General features: G+C 65.6%; 19 protein-coding genes. 6 read left to right on the forward strand and 13 right to left on the reverse strand.

What is annotated here, in order from left to right; translation table 11 throughout:
- Positions 1–40 precede the first annotated feature (40 nt).
- Positions 41–1,579 carry a YifB family Mg chelatase-like AAA ATPase gene (locus IVA74_RS37130; protein WP_247352613.1) on the reverse strand — a complete coding sequence of 513 codons (1,539 nt, stop codon included), beginning with the start codon at positions 1,577–1,579 and terminating at the stop codon, positions 41–43.
- Positions 1,580–1,807: 228 nt separating this feature from the next.
- Between IVA74_RS37130 and IVA74_RS37135 the strand changes: the two genes are divergently transcribed.
- Both IVA74_RS37135 and IVA74_RS37140 read left to right on the forward strand, forming a co-directional pair.
- On the forward strand, positions 1,808–2,053 hold the full coding sequence (locus tag IVA74_RS37135; RefSeq protein ID WP_247352615.1) for a PilZ domain-containing protein: 246 nt from the start codon (positions 1,808–1,810) through the stop codon (positions 2,051–2,053).
- Positions 2,054–2,189: 136 nt separating this feature from the next.
- Positions 2,190–2,975, forward strand: a complete 786-nt coding sequence (locus IVA74_RS37140) for a tetratricopeptide repeat protein (protein ID WP_247352617.1) — start codon at positions 2,190–2,192, stop codon at positions 2,973–2,975.
- A gap of 75 nt (positions 2,976–3,050) precedes the next feature.
- Here the strand turns inward: IVA74_RS37140 and IVA74_RS37145 are convergent, their stop codons facing one another.
- The 7 genes from IVA74_RS37145 to rsmI form a co-directional block, all read right to left on the reverse strand.
- Positions 3,051–4,340 carry an AAA family ATPase gene (locus IVA74_RS37145; protein WP_247352619.1) on the reverse strand — a complete coding sequence of 430 codons (1,290 nt, stop codon included), beginning with the start codon at positions 4,338–4,340 and terminating at the stop codon, positions 3,051–3,053.
- Positions 4,337–5,071 (reverse strand): CpaD family pilus assembly protein, encoded by a 735-nt coding sequence (locus tag IVA74_RS37150; RefSeq protein ID WP_247352621.1) that lies wholly within the window; start codon positions 5,069–5,071, stop codon positions 4,337–4,339. Before IVA74_RS37150 ends, IVA74_RS37145 begins: the two co-directional genes overlap by 4 nt.
- Before the next feature lie 56 nt (positions 5,072–5,127).
- The gene (locus IVA74_RS37155) at positions 5,128–6,645 is read right to left on the reverse strand and encodes a type II and III secretion system protein family protein (RefSeq protein WP_247352896.1); all 1,518 of its coding nucleotides are present in this window, start codon (positions 6,643–6,645) and stop codon (positions 5,128–5,130) included.
- A gap of 10 nt (positions 6,646–6,655) precedes the next feature.
- The gene (cpaB, locus tag IVA74_RS37160; protein ID WP_247352623.1) at positions 6,656–7,480 is read right to left on the reverse strand and encodes a Flp pilus assembly protein CpaB; all 825 of its coding nucleotides are present in this window, start codon (positions 7,478–7,480) and stop codon (positions 6,656–6,658) included.
- A 309-nt stretch (positions 7,481–7,789) separates the two neighbouring features.
- Positions 7,790–8,734: a glutathione synthase gene (gene gshB / locus IVA74_RS37165; protein ID WP_247352625.1), complete on the reverse strand. Its 945-nt coding sequence runs from the start codon at positions 8,732–8,734 to the stop codon at positions 7,790–7,792.
- A 10-nt stretch (positions 8,735–8,744) separates the two neighbouring features.
- Positions 8,745–9,146, reverse strand: a complete 402-nt coding sequence (locus IVA74_RS37170; protein ID WP_247352626.1) for a YraN family protein — start codon at positions 9,144–9,146, stop codon at positions 8,745–8,747.
- Entirely contained in the window at positions 9,133–10,083 is a 951-nt protein-coding gene (rsmI, locus tag IVA74_RS37175) for a 16S rRNA (cytidine(1402)-2'-O)-methyltransferase (RefSeq protein WP_247352628.1), read from the reverse strand. The genes IVA74_RS37170 and rsmI overlap by 14 nt, the downstream gene beginning before the upstream one ends.
- A 338-nt stretch (positions 10,084–10,421) precedes the next feature.
- On the opposite strand from rsmI, the gene IVA74_RS37180 reads away from it, so the two are divergent.
- Positions 10,422–11,675 (forward strand): penicillin-binding protein activator, encoded by a 1,254-nt coding sequence (locus IVA74_RS37180; protein ID WP_247352629.1) that lies wholly within the window; start codon positions 10,422–10,424, stop codon positions 11,673–11,675.
- Between the two features lie 607 nt (positions 11,676–12,282).
- Here IVA74_RS37180 and hemW read toward each other — a convergent pair.
- Genes hemW through rph form a run of 3 tightly spaced genes read right to left on the reverse strand, consistent with a single transcriptional unit; the run spans position 12,283 to position 14,784 of the window.
- Positions 12,283–13,437 (reverse strand): radical SAM family heme chaperone HemW, encoded by a 1,155-nt coding sequence (gene hemW / locus IVA74_RS37185; RefSeq protein ID WP_247352630.1) that lies wholly within the window; start codon positions 13,435–13,437, stop codon positions 12,283–12,285.
- Positions 13,424–14,059, reverse strand: coding sequence for an RdgB/HAM1 family non-canonical purine NTP pyrophosphatase (rdgB, locus tag IVA74_RS37190; RefSeq protein ID WP_247352633.1), 636 nt, complete (start codon positions 14,057–14,059; stop codon positions 13,424–13,426). Before rdgB ends, hemW begins: the two co-directional genes overlap by 14 nt.
- An 11-nt stretch (positions 14,060–14,070) precedes the next feature.
- Positions 14,071–14,784 (reverse strand): ribonuclease PH, encoded by a 714-nt coding sequence (gene rph, locus IVA74_RS37195; RefSeq protein WP_247352635.1) that lies wholly within the window; start codon positions 14,782–14,784, stop codon positions 14,071–14,073.
- Between the two features lie 204 nt (positions 14,785–14,988).
- Here rph and hrcA point away from each other — a divergent pair, with 204 nt between their 5' ends.
- Together hrcA and grpE are read left to right on the forward strand one after the other, a co-directional pair.
- Positions 14,989–16,077, forward strand: coding sequence for a heat-inducible transcriptional repressor HrcA (hrcA, locus tag IVA74_RS37200; RefSeq protein WP_247352636.1), 1,089 nt, complete (start codon positions 14,989–14,991; stop codon positions 16,075–16,077).
- Between the two features lie 94 nt (positions 16,078–16,171).
- Positions 16,172–16,777, forward strand: a complete 606-nt coding sequence (gene grpE, locus IVA74_RS37205; RefSeq protein ID WP_247352638.1) for a nucleotide exchange factor GrpE — start codon at positions 16,172–16,174, stop codon at positions 16,775–16,777.
- 80 nt (positions 16,778–16,857) lie between these two features.
- Here the strand turns inward: grpE and pncA are convergent, their stop codons facing one another.
- Complete coding sequence (gene pncA / locus IVA74_RS37210; protein WP_247352640.1) at positions 16,858–17,580, reverse strand: bifunctional nicotinamidase/pyrazinamidase; 723 nt, start codon at positions 17,578–17,580, stop codon at positions 16,858–16,860.
- A gap of 100 nt (positions 17,581–17,680) precedes the next feature.
- Complete coding sequence (locus IVA74_RS37215) at positions 17,681–18,622, reverse strand: hypothetical protein (RefSeq protein WP_247352642.1); 942 nt, start codon at positions 18,620–18,622, stop codon at positions 17,681–17,683.
- A 394-nt stretch (positions 18,623–19,016) separates the two neighbouring features.
- Here IVA74_RS37215 and dnaK point away from each other — a divergent pair, with 394 nt between their 5' ends.
- Positions 19,017–20,918, forward strand: coding sequence for a molecular chaperone DnaK (gene dnaK, locus IVA74_RS37220; RefSeq protein ID WP_247352644.1), 1,902 nt, complete (start codon positions 19,017–19,019; stop codon positions 20,916–20,918).
- The last annotated feature ends 238 nt before the right edge of the window (positions 20,919–21,156 follow it).

Raw genomic sequence — 21,156 nt, forward strand, 5'->3', positions numbered from 1 at the left:
TAAAGGAAACTCGTTACCGCCGGGTTGATGCGCGTTCACATCACGCCATCTGGCGCACATCCTCCGCGAGTGCGCGGTAGGACAGCGCCTCGGCGAGGTGCAGCCGGCCGATCTTGTCGGCGCCGTCGAGGTCCGCGAGCGTGCGCGCCACCCGCAGCACGCGGTGATAGCCGCGCGCCGACAGCCGCATGGTCTCGGCGGCGTCGCGCAGCAGTTTTTGGCCCTGCGCGTCCGGCTTGGCGATCTCCTCCAGCACCGAGGCCGGCGCTTCGGCATTGGTGCGGACCTTCGGCAGCCCCGCGTCCGCGTAGCGCGCAAGCTGGATGTCGCGTGCCGCCGCGACGCGCGCGGCGACCTCGGCCGAACCCTCCGCGGGCGGCGGCAGGATCAAATCGGCCGCGGTCACTGCGGGAACCTCGATGCGCAGGTCGATGCGGTCCATCAGTGGTCCCGAGATGCGGGCCTGATAGTCGCCCGTGCAGCGATCGATGCGGCCGCGCTTGCAGGCATAGCCGGGCTCGAACGCATTGCCGCAGCGGCAGGGATTCATCGCCGCGATCAGCATGAAGCGCGCAGGGTAGGTGACGCGGTGATTGGCGCGGGACACCGAGACCTCGCCGTTCTCCAGCGGCTGCCGCAGCGAATCCAGCACACGCGGATCGAATTCGGGCAGCTCGTCGAGGAACAGCACGCCCTGATGCGCGAGCGAGATCTCGCCGGGCCTTGCGCGCATGCCGCCGCCGGTGAGCGCGGCCATGCTGGCGGAATGATGCGGCGAGCGGAACGGACGCCGCGCCGTCAGCGCACCGCCCTCGATCTCGCCGGCGACGGAGGCGATCATCGAGACCTCCAGCAGTTCGCCGGGGGAGAGCGGTGGCAGGATCGAGGGCAGGCGCGCCGCGAGCATCGATTTGCCGGCGCCGGGGGCGCCGATCATGAGCAGGTGATGCCCGCCGGCGGCCGCGATCTCCAGCGCCCGCTTGGCGCTCTCCTGGCCCTTGATGTCGCGCAGGTCGAGCAGCGAGGCGGCGGCTTCGTGCACCTTCGGCACCGGCCGCGACAGCACCTGCGTCCCTTTGAAGTGGTTGGCGATCTGAATGAGTGAACTTGCGGCGATGATCTGGATGTCCGGGCTCGCCCACGCCGCTTCGGAGCCGCAAGCCGCCGGACAGATCAGTCCCTCCTCGCGCACATTGGCGCCGATCGCGGCGGGAAGAACACCGGCCACCGGCGCGATCGATCCGTCGAGGCCGAGCTCGCCCAGAACGGTGAAGCCGGTCAGCGCATCAGGGGGGATCGCGCCGATCGCCCCCATCAGCCCGAGCGCGATCGGCAGGTCGTAATGGCTGCCCTCCTTGGGCAGATCGGCGGGCGCGAGATTGACGGTGATCCGCCGCGCCGGCAGCGCCAGGCCCGAGGCGATCAGCGCCGAGCGGACCCGCTCGCGGGCCTCCGACACCGCCTTGTCCGGGAGACCTACGATCGCGAAGGCCGGCAGACCCGGCGCGACCTGCACCTGCACGTCGACCGCGCGGGCCTCGATCCCCTCAAAGGCGACGGTAGAAACCCGCTGAACCATGCCCGAACCAGCCTGCCCTCTTGCACAATTAGGGGTAGCAGAGCGGGGCGGGTCTTGCAAGAACAATACGGGAACAGGTTGAGGGGAGCTCGAAGGCCCTAACCAACCGTAAACACGACCAGGACACTACGCCTCGAATGCGCGCGGCTCTCCTCAGCACATTCCAACGAATGTCCGCTACTCCTAAGGCTGCGGGATGGGCCGTGGTCTAACGGGTGAACAATTCAAATGCTTGCAAATCGCCGGAGAAGCGAACGTCGGGGCTGCACTCGGCTCGCCAAGATTCACTTTGGCTCGGGCTCGCTGCCGAGGGATTGCACGATCACGGATATTTCGGATGGCGGCGTGAAAGTGGTGGCCGAGTTTCTGGAGGTGCCGCCGCAATTCACCATCATCTTCGCGCCCGACTATTCCCGCCAGTGCCGCCTGCGCTGGCGCATCGGCTGCGAGTTCGGCGCTGAATTCACTGACTAGGCGAGCATGATCCGGAAAAGTGTGAAGCGGTTTTCCGAAAAGATCATGCTCAAACAATAGACAGAAGCGCGCTTCCTTAACGGGACTTTAGCGTTAATCGGTAAGCATCTCTGATCAGTCGCCGAGTGATCAGAGTATGTCCAAGCGTTTGTCCGTTGCCTCTCCTCCGGCGAGATTTCTGTTTTCCGCGCTTCTGATCCTGGCCCTCGGCGGCTGTCAGACCACAGGCATCGAGGACATCACCGGCGCCCTCGGCGGAAAGTCGGAAACGGCCGGCAGGCTCGACGCCAAGCCGGACGTGAAGCCGGACATGGACGCGCTGCGTGAGCGCTATCGCGCCAAGCCTGGCGATCCCAACGTCGCACTCGAATACGGCAAGGCGCTGCGCCAGACCGGCCAGCGCGCGCAGGCGCTTGCGGTGCTGGAGCAGGCCGTGCTCGCACATTCCACCAACAAGGCGGTGCTCGCCGGCTATGGCCGCGCGCTCGCCGACAGCGGCAATTTCCAGCAGGCGTTCGACGTCCTCGGTCGCGCGCATTCGCCTGAAGATCCAGACTGGCGCATCCTGTCGGCGCAGGGCGCCGCGCTCGATCAACTCGGGCGCAGCGAGGAGGCGCAGCAATATTACGCCACCGCCTTGAAGATCGTGCCCGAAGAGCCGTCGGTGCTGTCCAATCTCGGACTGTCCTACATGCTCCAGAACAATCTGCCGCGGGCCGAGGAAACGCTGCGCCGCGCGAATTCGCGCAACCCCGCCGATTCCCGCGTGCGCGCCAACCTCGCGCTGGTGGTAGGGCTGGAAGGAAAGCAGGCCGAAGCCGAAGCCATCGTGAAGGCCGATCTGCCGCCGGATCAGGCGGCGGAAAAGGTCACAGCGCTGCGGCAGTTGCTGGCGAAGAAGCAGCAGCGGGCGGACAAGTAACCCGCCGACTGCCTGGTCTTGCCGCGTTTGCTTGACGCGAACCGGTATCCACTTCGCGCGAAAGCGCGCTTGCGCTTACGACGCCTTGCGATGCGGGGCCGACCCGCGCCCCGACCTGCCCTTCAGCTTCTTCAGGAGCGGTCCGAGCAGCGAGCGCTTCGGCTTCTTCACCTCGCCGCGCCCGGCGAGGCGGTTCGCCATGTTCTGGAACAGCTCTGTGGTGCGGTGGCTTTTGGAGACCTCCGCAATCATCTGGCCGTTGTTGGCCGCGGTCGAGAACAGCTTGGAATCGAACGGGATCACCGCGATCGGCTGGCTCTCCATGGTCTTGGCGAATGCCTTGACCTCGATCTCCGCCCGCTTCGGCATGCCGACCTGGTTGATGCAGTAGAGCGGCGGCCGGTCGTTCGGCCGCGCCGCCTTCAACACGTTCAGCATGTTCTTGGTGTTGCGCAGGTTCGCAAGATCGGGCTCGGCCACGATCACGATGTCGTCCGCGTTGACCAGCGCACGCCGCGTCCAGCCCGACCATTGATGGGGAACGTCGAGCACGATGCAGGGCGTGGTCATGCGCAGCGTGTCGAACACCGCGTCGAAGGCCTCCGCGCCGAAATCGTAGACGCGGTCGAGCGTTACGGGCGCGGCGAGCAGGCTGAGCCGCTCGGTGCATTTGGCGAGCAGGCGCTCCATCAGCGCCGTGTCCGGCCGGTCCTGCGACAGCACCGCGTTGGCGATGCCCTGCATCGGGTCCTGGTTGTAGTCGAGACCCGCGGTGCCGAAGGCAAGGTCGAGATCGATCACGACGGAGTCGAGCGCGAGGTCGCGGGCGATGGTCCAGGCCACATTGTGCGCGACGGTGGAGGCGCCGACGCCACCCTTGGCGCCGACCACCGCGATGACGCGGCCGGTGATGATGGTTTCGGACGCCGAGAACAGGCTGCAGATCGAGCGGACGACGTCGAGCGTTTCGACCGGTCCCACCACATAGTCGTTGACGCCGCGGCGGACCAGCTCGCGATAGGGCGCGGTGTCGTTGGGATTGCCGATCACGACCACACGGGTGCCGGGATCGCAGACGCCGGCGAGGTCGTCGAGCCCTTCGAGGATGTCACGCGTGCCGTCGGATTCGATCACGATGACGTTCGGCGTCGGCATCGTTTCATAGACTTCGATGGCCGCGGCGAGGCCACCGTCCTTGGCGGTGAGATGTGCCTTGGCAAGACGGCGATCCTGCCCGGCCGCGGTCATCGCGGCGAGCGTCTGCGCGGTCTCGCAAAAGGCCTGCACGGAGATGCGAGGAACCGGCGCAATGTGTTCCTCGGGATGCTGCGGATCGTCCGCTTCTTCGTCGTGGACGCTTGTCATCTGCCTGTGTCGCTGAGTTTGGCCTTGTCGGCCTCTGGATTGGCGGTCGCGATCGGCGTGCCCTTGCGATAGCGCTCGAAGGCGATGTCGCGCCGTGCGGTATAGACCGGCGTCTCGGACCGCGGCTGCTCGAGGTCGGCCGGATTGTCGATCATCGCCGCGAGATTGCGCTGTGTGGCGCAGCCCAGATTGAAGTAGGGCCGGTTCTCGTTGTAGCCGGGATCGAGGATGCTGGGGCCAACGTCTTCGGGCCACAGCCCGCAGGGGCCGGCGACCGCGGCGATCCGGGAATAGCTCAGGCGGATGGTGGGCAGCAGTCCGGGATCCTCGGGCCGATAAGGATGCTGGACGATCGCACGCGCGGGTACGCCGCCGGATGCGAGCACGGAGCGAATTTCGTGATAGGTCGCTGCCGCCGCGCGCGAATTCGCGGCGTCGACGGGGACGTCGACGACAACCGAGCCCGTGCCTTCGCGGCCCCAGTCCCGGGCAACGCCGGAGACGTCCGAGCGCTGTGCGGCCGAGAGGCCGCCGCGAGCCTTGCCGACGAAGATCACGATCGACTTCTTGGCTTCCTGCACCGCGATCGGGTGACGCTGGCGATAGTCGGTCGGCACCGTCTGGGTGACGGTCTCGCCGGTGGTGTTGCAGGCGCCCAGCATGACGGAGAGTCCCGTCAGTGCCAGCGCGACGCTCAATTTGCGACGTCGATCGGCCATGGTTTTCGTCATCGCTTCATCCCCTCTTGCCCGTCCCTCGCCTCGTTCCCCAAGCCGTCCGTTCGTCATCAGTCGATGATGAAACCGAAATCGTCGGGCGTGCCCGCCATCGGATCGACGCGGCGCGCGATGCCATAGAGGCGGTTCATGCGGCCGAGCAGCGCCGTCTGGGCGTCAGACGCCGGCGCGAAGCCGTCGTCGGGCCGCGACAATTCCTTCTGGGCCACCGCGCGCACCACATAGGGCGTCACGATCACCATCAGCTCGGTCTCGTTGTTGACGAAGTCCTGGCTGCGGAACAGCGCGCCGAGGATCGGCACCTGGTCGACGCCGGGCAGGCCGTTGATCGCCTGTTTGGTCTGCTGCTGGATCAGGCCGGCCATCGCCATCGAGCCGCCCGAGGGAATTTCCAGCGTCGTTTCGGCGCGGCGGGTCTGGATCGAGGGGATGGTGATCGAGTTGGTCGAGGAGGAGGACAGCGCCTGGGTGACCGTGATGGCGCTCTGGCTCGACAGCTCGGACACCTCAGTCATCACGCGCAGGCTGATTCGGCCCTCGCTGAGCACGACCGGGGTGAAGTTCAGGGAGATGCCGAACTTCTTGTAGGTGATCTGGGTGGTACAGACGTGGGTGACCGGATCGCAGGCATAGCCCGACGGAATCGGGAATTCGCCGCCGGCGATGAAGGTGGCGGATTCGCCGGAGATCGCGGTCAGGCTCGGCTCGGCGAGCGTGCGCATGACACCGGCGCTTTCCATCGCCCGCATCGTGGCGCTGACGGTCGCGACGCCCTTGGTGAGACCGGCTACGCCTAATCCGTTGTTGCTGACGATCGGTCCGCCGCTGACCGAGAACGGGTTGGAATTGTTGAAGTTGACGACCGCGGTGCCGGCGTTCAGGCTGGCGCTGAGATCGACGCCCAGCTGCTTGACGATATCGCGGCGCACTTCGCCGACGACGACCTTGAGCATCACCTGGTCGCGGCCGCGCACGACGATGTTGTTGACGACCTTCTCAGAGTTGCCGACCAGCTTCGCGGCGACGTCGCCGGCCTGCTGGGCCTCGACCGGGCTCGACACCGAGCCGGTCAGCATCACGCTGTCGCCGACGCCTTCGATCTGCACGCCCGGCAGCGACTGACGCAGCGCCGCACGCATGCCGTTGAGGTCGCGCTTCACCGCGATGTCATAGGCGGCGACCTGCTGGCCGTCGGCGCCGAAGAACACGACGTTGGTCTGGCCGACCTGTGCGCCGATGATATAGGCGCGTTGGGCCGAGCGGATCACCGCATTGGCGATCTTGGGGTCGGCCACCAGCACGTCCTTGACCTCGCGCGGCAGGTCGATGACGGCGGATTTGCCGACGCCGAGCGACAGGAAGCGCGTCCTCGCCGGCGCGATCGTCGCGACCGATGCTACATCGAGATCCGGTGCCTGCATCGGCGCCTGGTCGCCGACCGGCGCATCTGCGGCGCTGACGATATCGGGGGCTGCGAAGAGCCCCAGGATCAGCATCGTCCCCGTCCAGAACGAGCGCGCACGATTCCCCCGAATGCGCATGCCGGTCCGATCATCCCCGTAGTTCATCATGTCCCCATCACTTCTGTGACGTCAGTTGCCGCGCCTGCACGCCGTAGCGAATGACGTTGATCCCGCCGGGACGCTTGATCGCCTGGTCCTCGGGCGTGCCGTCGACCGAGTTGGCATCGACGATGCTGCGCAGCGCGAGCGACAGCGTGCCGCTCTGACGCGCGGCCGATAGCGTGGCGACCTGGTCGGGCCTGAGCTCGAGCGTGACGGTCTTGCCGACGACGGCGTTCTGGCCGTCCTTTTCTTTCGGCGCCTGGTCGATCGCGAGCACGCGGATATTGGTCAGGATGACCTCGGACAGGACGAGGTCGTTACCGCCGGTCGGGCCGTTGCTGTTGTTCGCGCCGTCGGGATTCTTCAGGCGGCGGGTCAGCACGACGTCGACGCGGTCATTCGGCAGGATGAAGCCGCCGGCGCCGGTCTCGGCTGAGAGTTCGGTGGAGACGGCGCGCATGCCCGACGGCAGGATCGCGGCCATGAAGCCGGAGCCCTCGGCCTTGACCAGCTTCTGCTCGCGGATCGGCTCGCCTTGCATCAACGGCACGCGCGCGATCGAACCTGCGATCTGGGTCTGCGCCTCGGGCCTGTTGTCGCGGCGGATGAAGGCGCTGCTCGCGGTCACCGCCGGCCAGACCTGCCATTGCAGGTCATCGGGCTTCACGGCCTGGCCGAGCTGGATGTCGTTCTTGGCGACCAGGACCTCGACCGTCGGCAGCTTCTCGGCGACGGGGAGAGCGGGCGCGGGCCTGTTCTCATAGCCGCTCGCCAGATACGCAGCGACGCCGCCGGCGCCCAGCGCGATGACGAGAACGACAATGCGTGCGGTGTTCATACGCCTCTACTCTTACGCGGGGCACTCGAACCGCACCTGGCGGGTTCCCCGACGTCGATGAGTAGGCAGTAAAAGTATAAGGGGTGTTGCGAGGCCGAATGTGAGCGCGGGCGGCGCTGCGGTCTTTCGGCAGATGGTGAACGTCGCGTTAGTCGGTCGGCCACCGGCTCCGTAGTTTCACGCAGCGGCCCACGCGTTCGAATGATGCGCGCGGCGTCATGGTGAATGGGTGGTTAGTGATGTGCGCGCGGAGCAGCGTGCGCGGTGCGTAGCCCGGATTTTTCTTCACTCCGGGCTACGCACCGGTGCCTACTTCGCCCGCTTCTGCTCGATGACGTCCCAGAGTTTTGTCGCAACGTCAGGGCCGCCGAGATTTGCAATCGCGCGAATGCCGGTTGGCGATGTCACGTTGATCTCGGTGAGGTTGCCGTTGATGACGTCGATGCCGACGAACAACAGCCCGCGCTCGCGTAGCGCCGGGCCGACGGTGGCGCAGATCTCGCGCTCGCGCGGCGTGAGCTCGGTCTCCTGCGCTGCGCCGCCGCGCACCATGTTGGAGCGGAGGTCGTCTGCGGCCGGGACGCGGTTCACCGCGCCGGCGAACTCGCCGTTGATCAGGATGATGCGCTTGTCGCCGTGCTTCACCTCGGGGATGAACTGCTGGATCACCCAGGGCTCCCTGAAGGTCACCGAGAACATGTCGAACAGCGACCCGAAATTCATGTCCTGGGGCATCACGCGGAATACCGCCGCGCCGCCGTGGCCGTGCAGCGGCTTCATGACGACGGCGCCGTTCTTGTCGCGAAAAGCGTTGATCTCGTCCAGGTCGCGCGAGATCAGCGTCGGCGGCATCAGCTGCGGAAAGTTCATCACGAGCAGCTTTTCTGGCGCATTGCGCACCGAGGCGGGATCGTTGACGACGAGTGTCTTCGGATGGATGCGTTCGAGAAGGTGGGTCGAGGTGATGTAGGCGAGGTCGAACGGCGGGTCCTGGCGCAGCAGCACCACGTCAAAGCCGTTGAGCGCCTCGCGCCGGGGCTCGCCCAGGGTGAAGTGATTGCCGGGCTCGTCGCGCACGGTGAGCAGCTGGACGGGAGCGACGATCTCCTCGCCGACCATCGAGAGCTTGTCGGGCGTGTAATAGGACAGGCCGTGGCCGCGCTTCTGCGCCTCCAGCAGCAGCGCAAAGGTGGAATCGCCCTTGATGTTGATGCGGGCGATGGGATCCATCTGGACGGCGACGTTCAGTTTCATGTTCTGCCTTTCAGGTCGAGGCGTCGAATGCCGCCAACACATGGCGTGGAAGTGACCGCGGCGCAATCAGCATGGCGTCGAATCGCATTTCAAATTCCGCATGCTCGGGATGCGCGACGAGCCAGCCTTGCGCGGCATTGATGATGCGCTGCTGCTGGCGCGGCGTCACGGCGAAGGCGGCGTCGTCCAGCGTCGCGCGCGCCTTGACCTCGACGAAGGCGATCAAATCGCGGCGGCGCGCCACGATGTCGATCTCGCCATGCGGTGTGCGGTAGCGTTTGGCGAGGATGCGGTAGCCCTTGGCCATGAGATAGGCTGCGGCACGGCTTTCCGCGGAGATGCCGGTGCGGAACGCGGCGACGCGCTCGGGCGAGGCGACCTTCGGTTCCGCCGGGACCTCATTCTTCGCCATCGCCGCCCCGCAGGTCTTTGGCAAGCGCGAGCGCGCGGGCATAAACCTCGCGGCGCGGCCGGCCCGAGAGCGCGACCGCGTGCGCCACCGCATCCTTGACGCTGTACGCGGCAAGCTGCTCGCGCAGGACGTCGTCGAGCGCATCCGATGTCAGCATCTCGGCATCCGGCGCAGGCGGAGCGATCACCAGCACGAATTCGCCGCGCGTCTCCAGCGTGTCGGCGTCGTGCGCCAGCTCCTGCAGCGTCGCGCGCGAAATCTCCTCGTGCAGTTTGGTCAGCTCGCGGCAGATCGCGGCTTCGCGGGTCCCCATGATCTCGGCGAGCTCCGCGAGCGTATCCTGCACGCGGTTGCCGGAGTCGAACATCACCAGCGTCGCATCGATGCGCGCGAGTTCGGCCAGGCGCGATCGTCGCGCGGCCGATTTCGACGGCAAGAAGCCCTCGAAGAAGAAGCGGTCGGTCGGCAGCGCGGCGACCGACAGCGCCGCCAGCACCGAGGACGGGCCGGGCAGCGCGTAGACCGCGTGGCCGGCGGCGCAGACCTCCCGCACCAGCTTGAAGCCGGGATCCGAGATCAGCGGCGTGCCGGCGTCCGACACCAGCGCGATGGAGCCGCCCTGCCCCAGCGCCTCCAGGATTCTTGGACGGGCCGCTTCGGCGTTGTGCTCGTGATATTGCTTGAGCTGCGCCGCAATGGCGTAGCGCTCGGTCAGACGCCGCGTGATGCGGGTGTCCTCGCAGGCGATGACATCGACCCCGGCGAGGGTCTGCAGCGCCCGCAGCGTGATGTCGCCGAGATTGCCGATGGGGGTCGCAACCAAATGCAGGCCCGGCGCGGCCTTCGGCGCAGCAAGACGATGGGCGTCGATGGAGAAACCGCGCGAGGCGGGATCCGCAGTCTCAGGTGTATTTATCGGGGATGGCTTTGCGCGCATAATGAATCGAACTTAGGCATGATCCCCGGGGCTGGGAACCAGTCCTCGGAAAAAGATCGCTTGGGTGAGGGGCGAGGAAGGACTGGAATGTGATCCATCCGGCATCACATTCCAGAGGGAATGAAGCGTCAGCGCCATATTCACGGCGGAAACGCCGCCTTGATGCTGGGTGGCGGTGGTGGACAGCTAGCCAGGACTTTAAGGTTGAGCCGCGTTAAGCGGTCATTATCCTTTTGTTTGAGTTAACTATTTGCCGACAATATGCCTGAATCCACGGCTTGTGTCGTGGAAACAATGTCGTGACCGGCTGGCGACGGTCGGTCAGAAGAGAAGCTGCTATGACGGGCCCGCGTGATCCCAGATCTTCCTTTTCGGAGGAGTCTCCCGTTCAGGGGCCCCTGATATCAGGGGCGACCCGGCGGAGCGCGCTCGGCCTGTTGCTCGGCACGCCGCTGCTGTCGGCCTGCGCCGGCGTCCAGCAGAGCCTGAGCCAGTTCTCCAGTCCGTTCAGCAGTTCCTCCCCGCCTCCTGCCCAGCCGGCAGGCCCGCCGCAACAGGCAACGACCGCCGGCACCGGCGGGGTGAAGGTCGCCGTGATCCTGCCGCTCTCGGCGGCCGGCAATGCGGGTCTTGCCGCGCAGTCGATGCGCAACGCCGCCGAGATGGCGCTGGCCGAGTTCCAGAATCCCAACATCCAGCTCCTGATCAAGGACGACAATGGCAGCCCGCAGGGCGCGCAGGCGAGCGCGCAGCAGGCGGTCGACGAGGGCGCCGAGATCATCCTGGGACCGCTGTTCGCGCAGTCCGTGCCTGCGGTGGCCCAGATCGCGCGCACGCGCGGCATCTCGGTGATCGCGTTCTCGACCGACTCCAGCATCGCCGGCCGCGGCGTTTATCTGCTGAGTTTCCTGCCGGAATCCGACGTCAACCGCATCGTCGAATATTCTGCCGGCATCGGAAAGCGCGCCGTCGCCGTACTCGTGCCAGACAATGCCTATGGCAATGTGGTCGAGGCCGCGGTGAAGGCGGCAGTGCCGCGCCGCGGCGGGCGCATCGTCGCGTTCGAGAAATACGGCGCCGATCGCGCGACGCCGGCCCGGACCGTGGCGCAGCAACTCGGCAGCGCCGATGCGTTGTTCATCGCCGATGACGGCGACGCCGTCGTCGCAGTCGCCGATGCGATGACCGCGGCGGGTGCAAATCTGCGCAATATCCAGCTGCTCGGCACCGGCCTGTGGGACGGTCCGCGCGTCTATGCCAGCCCAAGCTTGCAAGGCGGCCTCTACGCCGCGCCGGACCCGGCCGGCTTCCGCGCCTTCTCTGGCCGCTATCGCACCAAATACGGCGCCGAGCCGGTGCGTACCGCAACGCTCGCCTATGACGCGGTCGCCCTCGTCGCCGCGCTGGCGCGCACGCAAGGCACGACGCGCTTCTCGTCGGACGTGCTCACCAATCCCTCCGGCTTTGCCGGCATCGACGGCCTGTTCCGCTTCCGCGCCGATGGGACGAACGAGCGCGGGCTTGCGGTGATGAAGGTGACGACCGGCGGCGGCGTGGCCGTCGCGGGCTCGCCGAAGAGTTTTGGGGCGTAACGTACCAGGTTTGCGTGCGGTATTTTTGAACCGCGTGACAGGCCGGCGCGTTAGTTTTGTCCCCGTTGTTTGAGGACTGTGTGTCCTCATGCGTCTTGTAGGAGGAATCCTACTGTGCGTAGTGTGTACGTGATTTCAGTCAGGCTGAAGCCCGTGATTCGAGCCCCTGCTGAAAACACAAAGACCGCCCGGGGTGGAAACCGGACGGCCTTTGATCAGATGGTCCCCTAGGTCAGGGATCGCCAGTGGGGAGAGCCGGGTCGACTTGGCGGAAGACCGGCTCCCCTGCACGTTGTGAATCGGATGGATCCGAATCGCAGGGTCAATGGTGGGGCGTCGCTGTTCCGGAGTCCACGCTAATGGCAAGGATTCCTGTGTCCGTCCCGCTTTTCCCCAAGGGGAGGCCGTACCTTGACGGATAAGAAGCAGGGAATCAGGACAATCCGTCTCGGGACGAGGTCTTGAAGCGGATCCTCAAGATGGAGCCGAAGCCGCACAAGCCACCGCGCGACATAACCCCAACCGAAGGCCTAACCGACCATACTTCCGCGCACGCTGGACGAAGTTGGTAGGTTAGCCGAGGCGTAATCCACCTTACGAGAACTCACTACGCCGCCAGATCCGCAACCACCGCGTCCAGCACCGGGAATCCGCTGCTGGTGACGCGCAGACGCCCCGTTGCATCCACCGTGATCGCGCCTTCTTCGCGCAGCAGCGAGATGCGCTTGGGATCGAGCGAGCGGCCGGAGAGAGCCCTGTAGCGCTCGGGGTCGATGCCTTCTGCAAGGCGCAATCCCATCAGCAGGAATTCGTCGGAGCGCTCTTCGCTGTTGAGGAGATCGTCGGTGACAATGCCGTGGCCGTTGGTCTCGACCCGCATCAGCCAGGCTTCGGGGCGCTTCTCGGTGGCGGTGGCGTGCCTGATACCGTCGATGTCGAGCCGGCCATGAGCGCCGGGGCCGACGCCGGCATATTCCTCGCCGCGCCAGTAGACCAGATTGTGCCGGCACTCGGCGCCCGGCCGCGCATGATTTGAGATCTCGTAGGCGGGCAGGCCGAGCTTGTCGCAGGTCTCCTGCGTGACGTCGTAGAGCGCGCGTGCGATCGCTTCATCCGGCGTCTTCAGCTTGCCGGCCTGATGCAGGCCAAAGAACGGCGTGCCTTCTTCGATCGTCAATTGATAGAGCGACAGGTGCTCGGCCGCTTCATCGATCGCGAGACGCAGTTCGTCGGCCCACATCGCCGGCGTCTGGTCGGGACGGGCGTAGATCAGGTCGAACGAATAACGATCGAACGAGCGGCGCGCGATGGCGACGGCATCGAGTGCCTCGCGCGCGCTGTGCATGCGGCCGAGCGATTTAAGCGAGGCATCGTCGAGCGCCTGCACGCCGAGCGAGACGCGGTTGACGCCGGCGGCACGATAACCGGCAAAGCGCGTGGCTTCGACGCTGGTCGGGTTTGCCTCCAGCGTGACTTCGACGTCTTTCGCCACAGCCCAGTGCTTGCCGATGGCGTCGAGCACAGCGCCGACGGTCGCAGGCTGCATCAGCGATGGCGTGCCGCCGCCGAGAAAGATCGAGGTGACTTCGCGACCGGGCGAACGTTGCGCGGTCGTTTCGATCTCGCGGGCGAATGCTGCCGCAAAACGCGCTTCGTCGATCGCAACGTGGCGGACATGGCTGTTGAAGTCGCAATAGGGGCACTTGGACAGGCAGAACGGCCAGTGCACGTAGACGCCGAAGGCTTCCTTAGCGCGGTTCAAGGCAGATCTCCGCCAGTTTCACGAAGGCGCGGGCACGATGCGACAGACCAAGACCGAGCGGCGGCAGGCCGTGCTTCTCGATGCTCTCCATCTCGCCGAAGGTGCGGCCGTGGCCGTCGGGCAAGAACATCGGGTCGTAGCCGAAGCCAGCGGTGCCGCGCGGCGGCCACACCAGCGTGCCGTCGACCCGCGCCTCGACCTCTTCGAGATGATCGTCGGGCCATGCGACGCAGAGCGCGGAAACGAAGTGCGCCTTGCGCTTGTCGGGCGTGGTCGCGCCGCGCTCCTGCAACAGCCGTTCGATCTGCGCCATCGCCGCGGCAAAATCCTTGCTCGGACCGGCCCAGCGCGCTGAGTAGATGCCCGGCGCGCCATCGAGCGCGTCGACCACGATGCCGGAATCATCGGCGAAAGACGGAAGCTTCGTCGCTTGGGCTGCCGCGATCGCCTTGATCGCGGCATTGCTGCGGAAATCGTTGCCGGTTTCTTCCGGCTCAGGGAGGCCGAGCTCGCCGGCCGACACCGCCTCGATGCCGTAAGGCGCGAGCAGCTCCTTCATCTCGGCGAGCTTGCCGGGATTCTGGGTCGCGATGACGAGCTTTCCGGTGATTCGGCGATGCATCGGCTTATTGACTACGCTACCGCTAGTTTCTGCAAGTCCACGAGACGCGCGACGCCCTTGCGCGCCAGCGCCATCAGCGCCAGCAACTCGGCTTCCGTGAACGGCTCGCGTTCCGCAGTGCCCTGGACTTCGATGATGCGGCCATCGCCCGTCATGACGAAATTGGCGTCGGTGTCGGCTTCCGAATCCTCGGCATAGTCGAGGTCGAGCACGGGCGTGCCTTTGTAGATGCCGCAGGAGATCGCGGCGACGTTGTCGCGCAACACGTTGGCCTTGACCATGTTGCGCGCCTTCATCCAGTTGACGCAATCGGCAAGCGCGACCCAGGCACCGGTGATCGAGGCCGTGCGGGTGCCGCCATCGGCCTGGAGCACGTCGCAATCGACCGTGATCTGGCGCTCACCCAGCGCTTCGAGATTGATGATGGTGCGAAGCGCACGGCCGATCAGGCGCTGAATTTCCACGGTGCGGCCGCTCTGCTTTCCAGCGGAGGCCTCGCGGCGGGTGCGTTCCGAGGTCGCGCGCGGCAGCATGCCGTATTCGGCGGTGACCCAGCCGCGGCCCTGGCCCTTCAGCCATGGTGGCAGACGGTCTTCCAGCGTGGCGGTGACCAGCACATGGGTGTCGCCGAATTTTACCAGGCACGAGCCTTCCGCATATTTGACCACGCCGCGCTCCAGCGTCACGGGGCGCAATTCGTCGGGCGCACGGCGGCTTGGCCGCATGGGAAATCCTCCAAAACTCTCGAAAAAGGGCTGTTCGCGGTGCTTGTAGGTGGGGCGAGGGTGGGCGGCAAGGGGGAAGATCGAGACCTTATTCACCCCCGATTTTCGATCCGCTTCACCCCCGATTTTCGATCCGCGAACGCCACGCTTGTCAGAAGCGCCCGGGATAGACAAATTACGTGCATCCGAGAGGAGTTACCGTCTGTGGCCCATCACGATCCGATCCATCTGATCGCGCCGCGCGCGGGTCTCGCCCAGCTCAACGAGCGTTCCCGCGACATCTTTCGTCAAATTGTCGAAAGCTATCTCGCGACCGGGGAGCCGGTGGGCTCGCGCAATATTTCGCGCCTGATCGCCATGCCGCTGTCGCCGGCCTCGGTCCGCAACGTCATGGCCGATCTGGAACAGCTCGGCCTGATCTATGCCCCGCATACCTCCGCCGGCCGGCTGCCGACGGAACTCGGCCTGCGCTTCTTCGTCGATGCCCTGATGCAGGTCGGCGACCTCACCGAGGCCGAGCGGCAGGCGATCCAGAGCCAGCTCACCTCCGTCGGGCAGGCGCAATCAGTCGAGGCCGCGCTGGAGGAGGCGCTGACGCGGCTCTCCGGCCTCACGCGCGCCGCCGCGGTGGTGCTGACGCCAAAATCCAATGCGCGGCTCAAACACATCGAATTCGTCCGCCTGGAACCGGAGAAGGCGCTGGTGATCCTGGTCGGCGAGGATGGCCAGGTTGAAAACCGCGTGCTGGTGCTGCCGCTCGGGGTTCCCTCCTCGGCACTCACCGAGGCCGGCAATTTCCTCAACGCGCGGATCCGCGGCCGGACCCTGGCCGAGGCGCGGCTCGAGCTCGAGACCGCACTCGGAGAGGCCCGCGCCGAGCTCGATCAGCTCACGCAAAAGGTGATTTCCGCCGGTATCGCCAGCTGGTCCGGCGGCGAGAGCGAGGACCGCCAGCTCATCGTCCGCGGCCACGCCAATTTGCTCGAAGATTTGCATGCGCTGGAGGATCTGGAGCGCGTTCGCCTGCTGTTCGACGATCTCGAAACCAAGCGCGGCGTGATCGACCTGCTCGGCCGGGCCGAGACCGCGGAAGGCGTGCGGATCTTCATCGGCAGTGAGAACAAGCTGTTCTCGCTGTCGGGCTCTTCCACCATCATCTCGCCCTATCGGGATGCCGCCGGCCATATTGTCGGCGTTCTGGGCGTAATCGGGCCGACACGGCTGAATTATGCCCGTGTGATCCCGACCGTGGACTACGCCGCCCGCATCGTCAGCCGCCTCCTGGGGGGCTGACCGGCGCCTGGGCCGATCACGGGCGCTTGATTTTCGCCGCCCGAAGCACGATATCCGGGCGAGAAAATCCCTGAGACGTTTGAGAAGAGAGCCGATGACCGATCGAGACCGGCAACCCGAAGACGCGGCCGCTGCGACGCCCGAGCCCGTGGTGTCAAAACCCTACATCATGCCGGACGATCCCGAGCCCGGCTCGGTCGAGCTTTTGCAGAAGGAAGCCGCCGAGGCGCGCGACCGCATGCTGCGGACGCTGGCCGAGATGGAAAATTTGCGCAAGCGCACCGCCAAGGAGGTCGCTGACTCCAAGCTCTACGGCGTCACCGGCTTTGCCCGTGACGTGCTCGATATCGCCGACAACCTCCAGCGCGCGCTCGATGCCGTTCCGGCCGATGCCCGTGCGGCGGCCGATCCCGGCCTGGCTTCGCTGATCGAGGGCGTCGAGCTGACCGAGCGCTCGCTGCTCAACGCGCTGGAAAAACACGGCGTGAAGAAGTTCGACCCCTCGGGGCAGAAGTTCGACCCGAACTTCCAGCAGGCGATGTTTGAGGTTCCCGATGCGTCGGTGCCCGCGGGCACCGTCGTGCAGGTGATGCAGGCCGGCTATACCATCGGCGAGCGCGTGCTGCGCCCCGCTTTGGTCGGTGTCGCCAAGGGCGGCGCGAAGGCCGCGCCCGCCGCCAACAGCAACGAGCCGGTGTAGCTCTCAATCCCCATGGTTGAGGAGACGCGCGCGGAGAAGCGCGCTCCTCGGGATGAGGGTCTTGCAGCTCCTAGCGTCGCCTACGCGCTCGCCGCGATATCCGCAGACTGAATCCGCTTCACGCCGGCCTTGGCCATGTCGGCCCAGGCTTTTGCGAGCGAACCCTGATTGTCGATGCCGCGGCAGGCGTCTTCCACCACATAGACCTCGAAGCCCGCCTTGCGGGCGTCGAGCGCGGTCCAGGCGACGCAGAAATCCGTCGCCAGCCCCGCGACGAAGAGGCGCTTGATCTTGCGCGCTTTCAGATAGCCGGCAAGGCCGGTCGAGGTCTTGCCGTCGGCTTCGAGGAAGGCCGAATAGCTGTCGACGTCCTTGTGAAAACCCTTGCGGATGATGAGTTCGGCGTGCGGGATCGCAAGGTCCTTCGATAGCGCGGCGCCATCGGTGCCCTGCACGCAATGGTCCGGCCACAGCACCTGCTTGCCGTAGGGAAGATCGACAGTCTCGAACGGCTTCTTGCCGGAGTGTGCCGACGCAAACGAAACATGGCCTTGCGTGTGCCAGTCCTGTGTCATCACCACGTTCGAAAACGCTTTGGCCATCTTGTTGATGACCGGCACCACCTGCTCGCCTTCCTTTACGGCGAGGCTGCCGCCGGGCAGGAAGCAGTTCTGCACGTCGATCACGAGCAGCGCGGATGCATCGTCCGGCTTGATCGATGCCGCTGCTAAGAGCGCGCTTGGCACGAGGGTCGCGAGCGCCGTCGTTGCAAGCGCCGTCAAGATGTGTCGCCGATCCAGCATGGTCCGCCTCCCTCCAGATTGAACGGAGGAGAGCCTAGTTCCGCTCGTGTACGAACAGAAGCCCGAAAATGCAGCCGGATGTGGTCAGCGCATAGGCCTTTCAGCCCTTCGGCTGGATGCCGTCGCGTACCGCGCGGAAGCGGGTGAAGGCGGCCGGCCACTGGTCGCGCGGGGCGCTGGCGATGATGCGCAGCGAAGCGCCAGCGCTGCTGAAGCGGATCCACTGCACCACGGTCACCGCCGTCTTGTCCTTGCCGCTGACACCGTCGATCCGGGTCTCGAAACCCTGCTGGCCGTTGATGCGAAGCGGCTCGGACATGGTGACGCGCGACTCGCGCACGCCAGGAATCTGCAGCGCCGCCTCCTGGGCGAAGCGGGCGCGGTCATCGGCCTGCTGCGGGGTGGCGCCGATCACGCCAAGGATCATGAACGGCTTCGATTCATAGCCTGTGCCCTCGTCGCCGTCGGCCAGGATGATGCTCGAGCCCGGCGCCAGCGTGCGGACGTCCTTGAATTCGGCGAGATCGGTGATCTTGAACGGCATCAGCGCGAGCTGCTCGTCGGCCGAGACCTGCTTGCGGGTGGCGACGCTCGCAAACATCTGCCGCACCGCCTCGTCGGTGTAGATCTTGATCGCATTCTCCGGAATCTGCACCGCGACATAGCCGGAGAAGCCGGCGCCCGGCACGATCATCGAATAGCGCCTCACGGGGGTTTCGCCGGCCTTGCCGCTCTCGGTGGTGAAATAGGCCAGGCCCGCAGGCGTCTCGATCTTATCCTGCTTGACGCCGTTGGTTCCGGCCGGATTGGAATTGAAGGCGCTCACGACCTCGCCATAAGCCGCCGGCGGCAGCTCGGTGATCAGCACCTTGACGTTGCCGTCCTCGCTCTGGAAGCCCGGAAACGTCTTGGCCGTGCTGAGGCCGACCAACGGCACCATGCCGAGGCGCAAGCCAGGCGGGAAAACGGCGTCGGCAGCCAGAGCCGGAAGTGCGGAGGCGACGAGGAGGGCGAGCGCAGCGAGGGGGCGGGTCAGCTTCATGGGCACTCTGATTGGTTCACATTGAGGCCGTTCGATGGTCGGCCACCGGGCCGCTTTGTCGCGCGGCGCAGCCTCGATGGCGGCTCTCCGGCACCCGCCTTTTAGCGGGTTTGCCTCGCCGGTAACAGGGCGCGCGGTTCATGGTGGCGGGGGCTGACTGATATCTGAACCTGTTAATAATTCCTCACCCGCAAGGGCGGTTCAGCCCGGATATGATGCTCCCAAACCCGATGTTTTCACGGCCGAAACTTGCGTTCTCTCCTTGCGGGCCCCTCCCCCCCTCCTATATGAGCGTCAACCATCGCAATATCGCGAATGTTTGATCTTAGGGGGTTTCGGTTCGGGTGCCTTCTGGGCCCAGCCAGCCTGCCGCAAAAACAAGGATATCAGGACCATGGGAAAGGTCATCGGGATCGACCTCGGTACCACGAATTCGTGCGTCGCCGTAATGGATGGCAAGAACGCCAAAGTCATCGAGAATTCCGAAGGCATGCGCACGACGCCTTCGATCGTCGCCGTGACCGACGACGGTGAGCGCCTCGTCGGCCAGCCTGCCAAGCGCCAGGCCGTCACCAATCCCGAGCGCACCTTCTTCGCAGTGAAGCGCCTGATTGGCCGCCGCTACGACGACCCGATGGTCGAGAAGGACAAGAAGCTCGTTCCGTACAAGATCGTGAAGGCTTCCAACGGCGACGCCTGGGTCGAGGCCGACGGCCAGACCTACTCGCCCTCGCAGGTCTCTGCCTTCATCTTGCAGAAGATGAAGGAGACCGCGGAAGCTCATCTCGGCCAGAAGGTCGACCAGGCCGTCATCACCGTTCCCGCCTACTTCAACGACGCCCAGCGCCAGGCGACCAAGGACGCCGGCAAGATCGCGGGCCTTGAAGTGCTGCGCATCATCAACGAGCCGACCGCGGCTGCGCTCGCTTATGGTCTGGACAAGACCAAGGCCGGTACGATCGCCGTGTACGACCTCGGCGGCGGCACGTTCGACGTCTCGATTCTCGAAATCGGCGACGGCGTGTTCGAGGTGAAGTCGACCAACGGCGACACCTTCCTCGGCGGCGAAGACTTCGACATGCGCCTGGTCGGCTATCTCGCTGACGAGTTCCAGAAGGAGCAGGGCATCAACCTGCGCAACGACAAGCTCGCGTTGCAGCGCCTGAAGGAAGCCGCTGAAAAGGCCAAGATCGAGCTGTCGTCGACGACGCAGACCGAGATCAACCTGCCCTTCATCACCGCGGACCAGACCGGCCCGAAGCATCTGACGATGAGGCTCACCCGCGCCAAGTTCGAAGCGCTGGTTGACGACCTCGTCCAGAAGACCGTCGAGCCCTGCCGCAAGGCGCTGAAGGATGCCGGCCTCACCGCCGCCGAGATCGGCGAAGTGGTGCTGGTCGGTGGCATGTCGCGCATGCCGAAGGTCCAGGAAGTCGTGAAGCAGCTGTTCGGCAAGGAGCCGCACAAGGGCGTCAACCCGGATGAAGTCGTGGCGATCGGCGCCGCGATCCAGGCCGGCGTGCTTCAGGGCGACGTCAAGGACGTGCTGCTGCTCGACGTGACCCCGCTGTCGCTGGGCATCGAGACGCTGGGCGGCGTGTTCACCCGTATCATCGACCGCAACACCACGATCCCGACCAAGAAGAGCCAGGTGTTCTCGACCGCCGAGGACAGCCAGAACGCGGTTACGATACGCGTCTTCCAGGGCGAGCGTGAAATGGCGGCCGACAACAAGATGCTCGGCCAGTTCGACCTGATGGGCATTCCGCCGGCCCCGCGCGGCATGCCGCAGATCGAAGTGACCTTCGATATCGACGCCAACGGCATCGTCAACGTGTCGGCCAAGGACAAGGCGACTTCCAAGGAGCAGCAGATTCGCATCCAGGCTTCCGGCGGTCTGTCGGAAGCCGACATCGAGAAGATGGTCAAGGACGCCGAGGCCAATGCCGAGGCGGACAAGAAGCGCCGCGAGGCCGTCATGGCCAAGAACGATGCGGACGGACTGGTGCATTCGACCGAGAAGGCGCTGGCCGAGCACGGTTCGAAGATCGCCGAGACCGAGCGCCGCTCCATTGAGGATGCCGTCAGCGACCTCAAGGAAGCGCTGAAGGGCGACGATGCCGAAGCGATCAAGGCCAAGACCCAAACGCTGGCCCAGGCTTCGATGAAGCTCGGCGAGGCCATTTACACGCAGCAGGCCGAGGCCGACGCCAAGAAGGATGCGGCCAAGGACGACGTCGTCGACGCGGAATTCACCGAAGTCGACGACGATAAGAACAACAAGAAGTCCGCCTGAACCCCGCGAGGGTGATGATGCGGACGGTTTGGACCCCACACGCGCCAACGGCCTCCTCCCTCGCGGGGGAGGCCATCGTGCCGGGCCGGGCGGGCCAAGATTCTGTTAAAATCGGCCCCGTTACGATCGATCAATTCCCAGCCGCTATGCTGAATGTCGCCATGCTGCCCTCTGCCGTAAGGCGGAGGAGCGCTTATATCGTCGCGTGGCGACGTCGTTTCGCTCCGATTTGAATCGC

Origin of the sequence: Bradyrhizobium sp. 132 (assembly GCF_023074185.1) — a bacterium.
GTDB lineage: Bacteria > Pseudomonadota > Alphaproteobacteria > Rhizobiales > Xanthobacteraceae > Bradyrhizobium.

Excerpts from the sequence above, each read along its gene's own strand:
- IVA74_RS37130 (WP_247352613.1), bottom strand. The coding sequence starts at position 1,579 with ATGGTTCAGCGGGTTTCTACCGTCGCCTTTGAGGGGATCGAGGCCCGC.
- IVA74_RS37135 (WP_247352615.1), top strand. The coding sequence starts at position 1,808 with ATGCTTGCAAATCGCCGGAGAAGCGAACGTCGGGGCTGCACTCGGCTC.
- IVA74_RS37140 (WP_247352617.1), top strand. The coding sequence starts at position 2,190 with ATGTCCAAGCGTTTGTCCGTTGCCTCTCCTCCGGCGAGATTTCTGTTT.
- IVA74_RS37145 (WP_247352619.1), bottom strand. The coding sequence starts at position 4,340 with ATGACAAGCGTCCACGACGAAGAAGCGGACGATCCGCAGCATCCCGAG.
- IVA74_RS37150 (WP_247352621.1), bottom strand. The coding sequence starts at position 5,071 with ATGACGAAAACCATGGCCGATCGACGTCGCAAATTGAGCGTCGCGCTG.
- IVA74_RS37155 (WP_247352896.1), bottom strand. The coding sequence starts at position 6,645 with ATGAACTACGGGGATGATCGGACCGGCATGCGCATTCGGGGGAATCGT.
- cpaB (WP_247352623.1), bottom strand. The coding sequence starts at position 7,480 with ATGAACACCGCACGCATTGTCGTTCTCGTCATCGCGCTGGGCGCCGGC.
- gshB (WP_247352625.1), bottom strand. The coding sequence starts at position 8,734 with ATGAAACTGAACGTCGCCGTCCAGATGGATCCCATCGCCCGCATCAAC.
- IVA74_RS37170 (WP_247352626.1), bottom strand. The coding sequence starts at position 9,146 with ATGGCGAAGAATGAGGTCCCGGCGGAACCGAAGGTCGCCTCGCCCGAG.
- rsmI (WP_247352628.1), bottom strand. The coding sequence starts at position 10,083 with ATGCGCGCAAAGCCATCCCCGATAAATACACCTGAGACTGCGGATCCC.
- IVA74_RS37180 (WP_247352629.1), top strand. The coding sequence starts at position 10,422 with ATGACGGGCCCGCGTGATCCCAGATCTTCCTTTTCGGAGGAGTCTCCC.
- rdgB (WP_247352633.1), bottom strand. The coding sequence starts at position 14,059 with ATGCATCGCCGAATCACCGGAAAGCTCGTCATCGCGACCCAGAATCCC.
- rph (WP_247352635.1), bottom strand. The coding sequence starts at position 14,784 with ATGCGGCCAAGCCGCCGTGCGCCCGACGAATTGCGCCCCGTGACGCTG.
- grpE (WP_247352638.1), top strand. The coding sequence starts at position 16,172 with ATGACCGATCGAGACCGGCAACCCGAAGACGCGGCCGCTGCGACGCCC.
- pncA (WP_247352640.1), bottom strand. The coding sequence starts at position 17,580 with ATGCTGGATCGGCGACACATCTTGACGGCGCTTGCAACGACGGCGCTC.
- IVA74_RS37215 (WP_247352642.1), bottom strand. The coding sequence starts at position 18,622 with ATGAAGCTGACCCGCCCCCTCGCTGCGCTCGCCCTCCTCGTCGCCTCC.
- dnaK (WP_247352644.1), top strand. The coding sequence starts at position 19,017 with ATGGGAAAGGTCATCGGGATCGACCTCGGTACCACGAATTCGTGCGTC.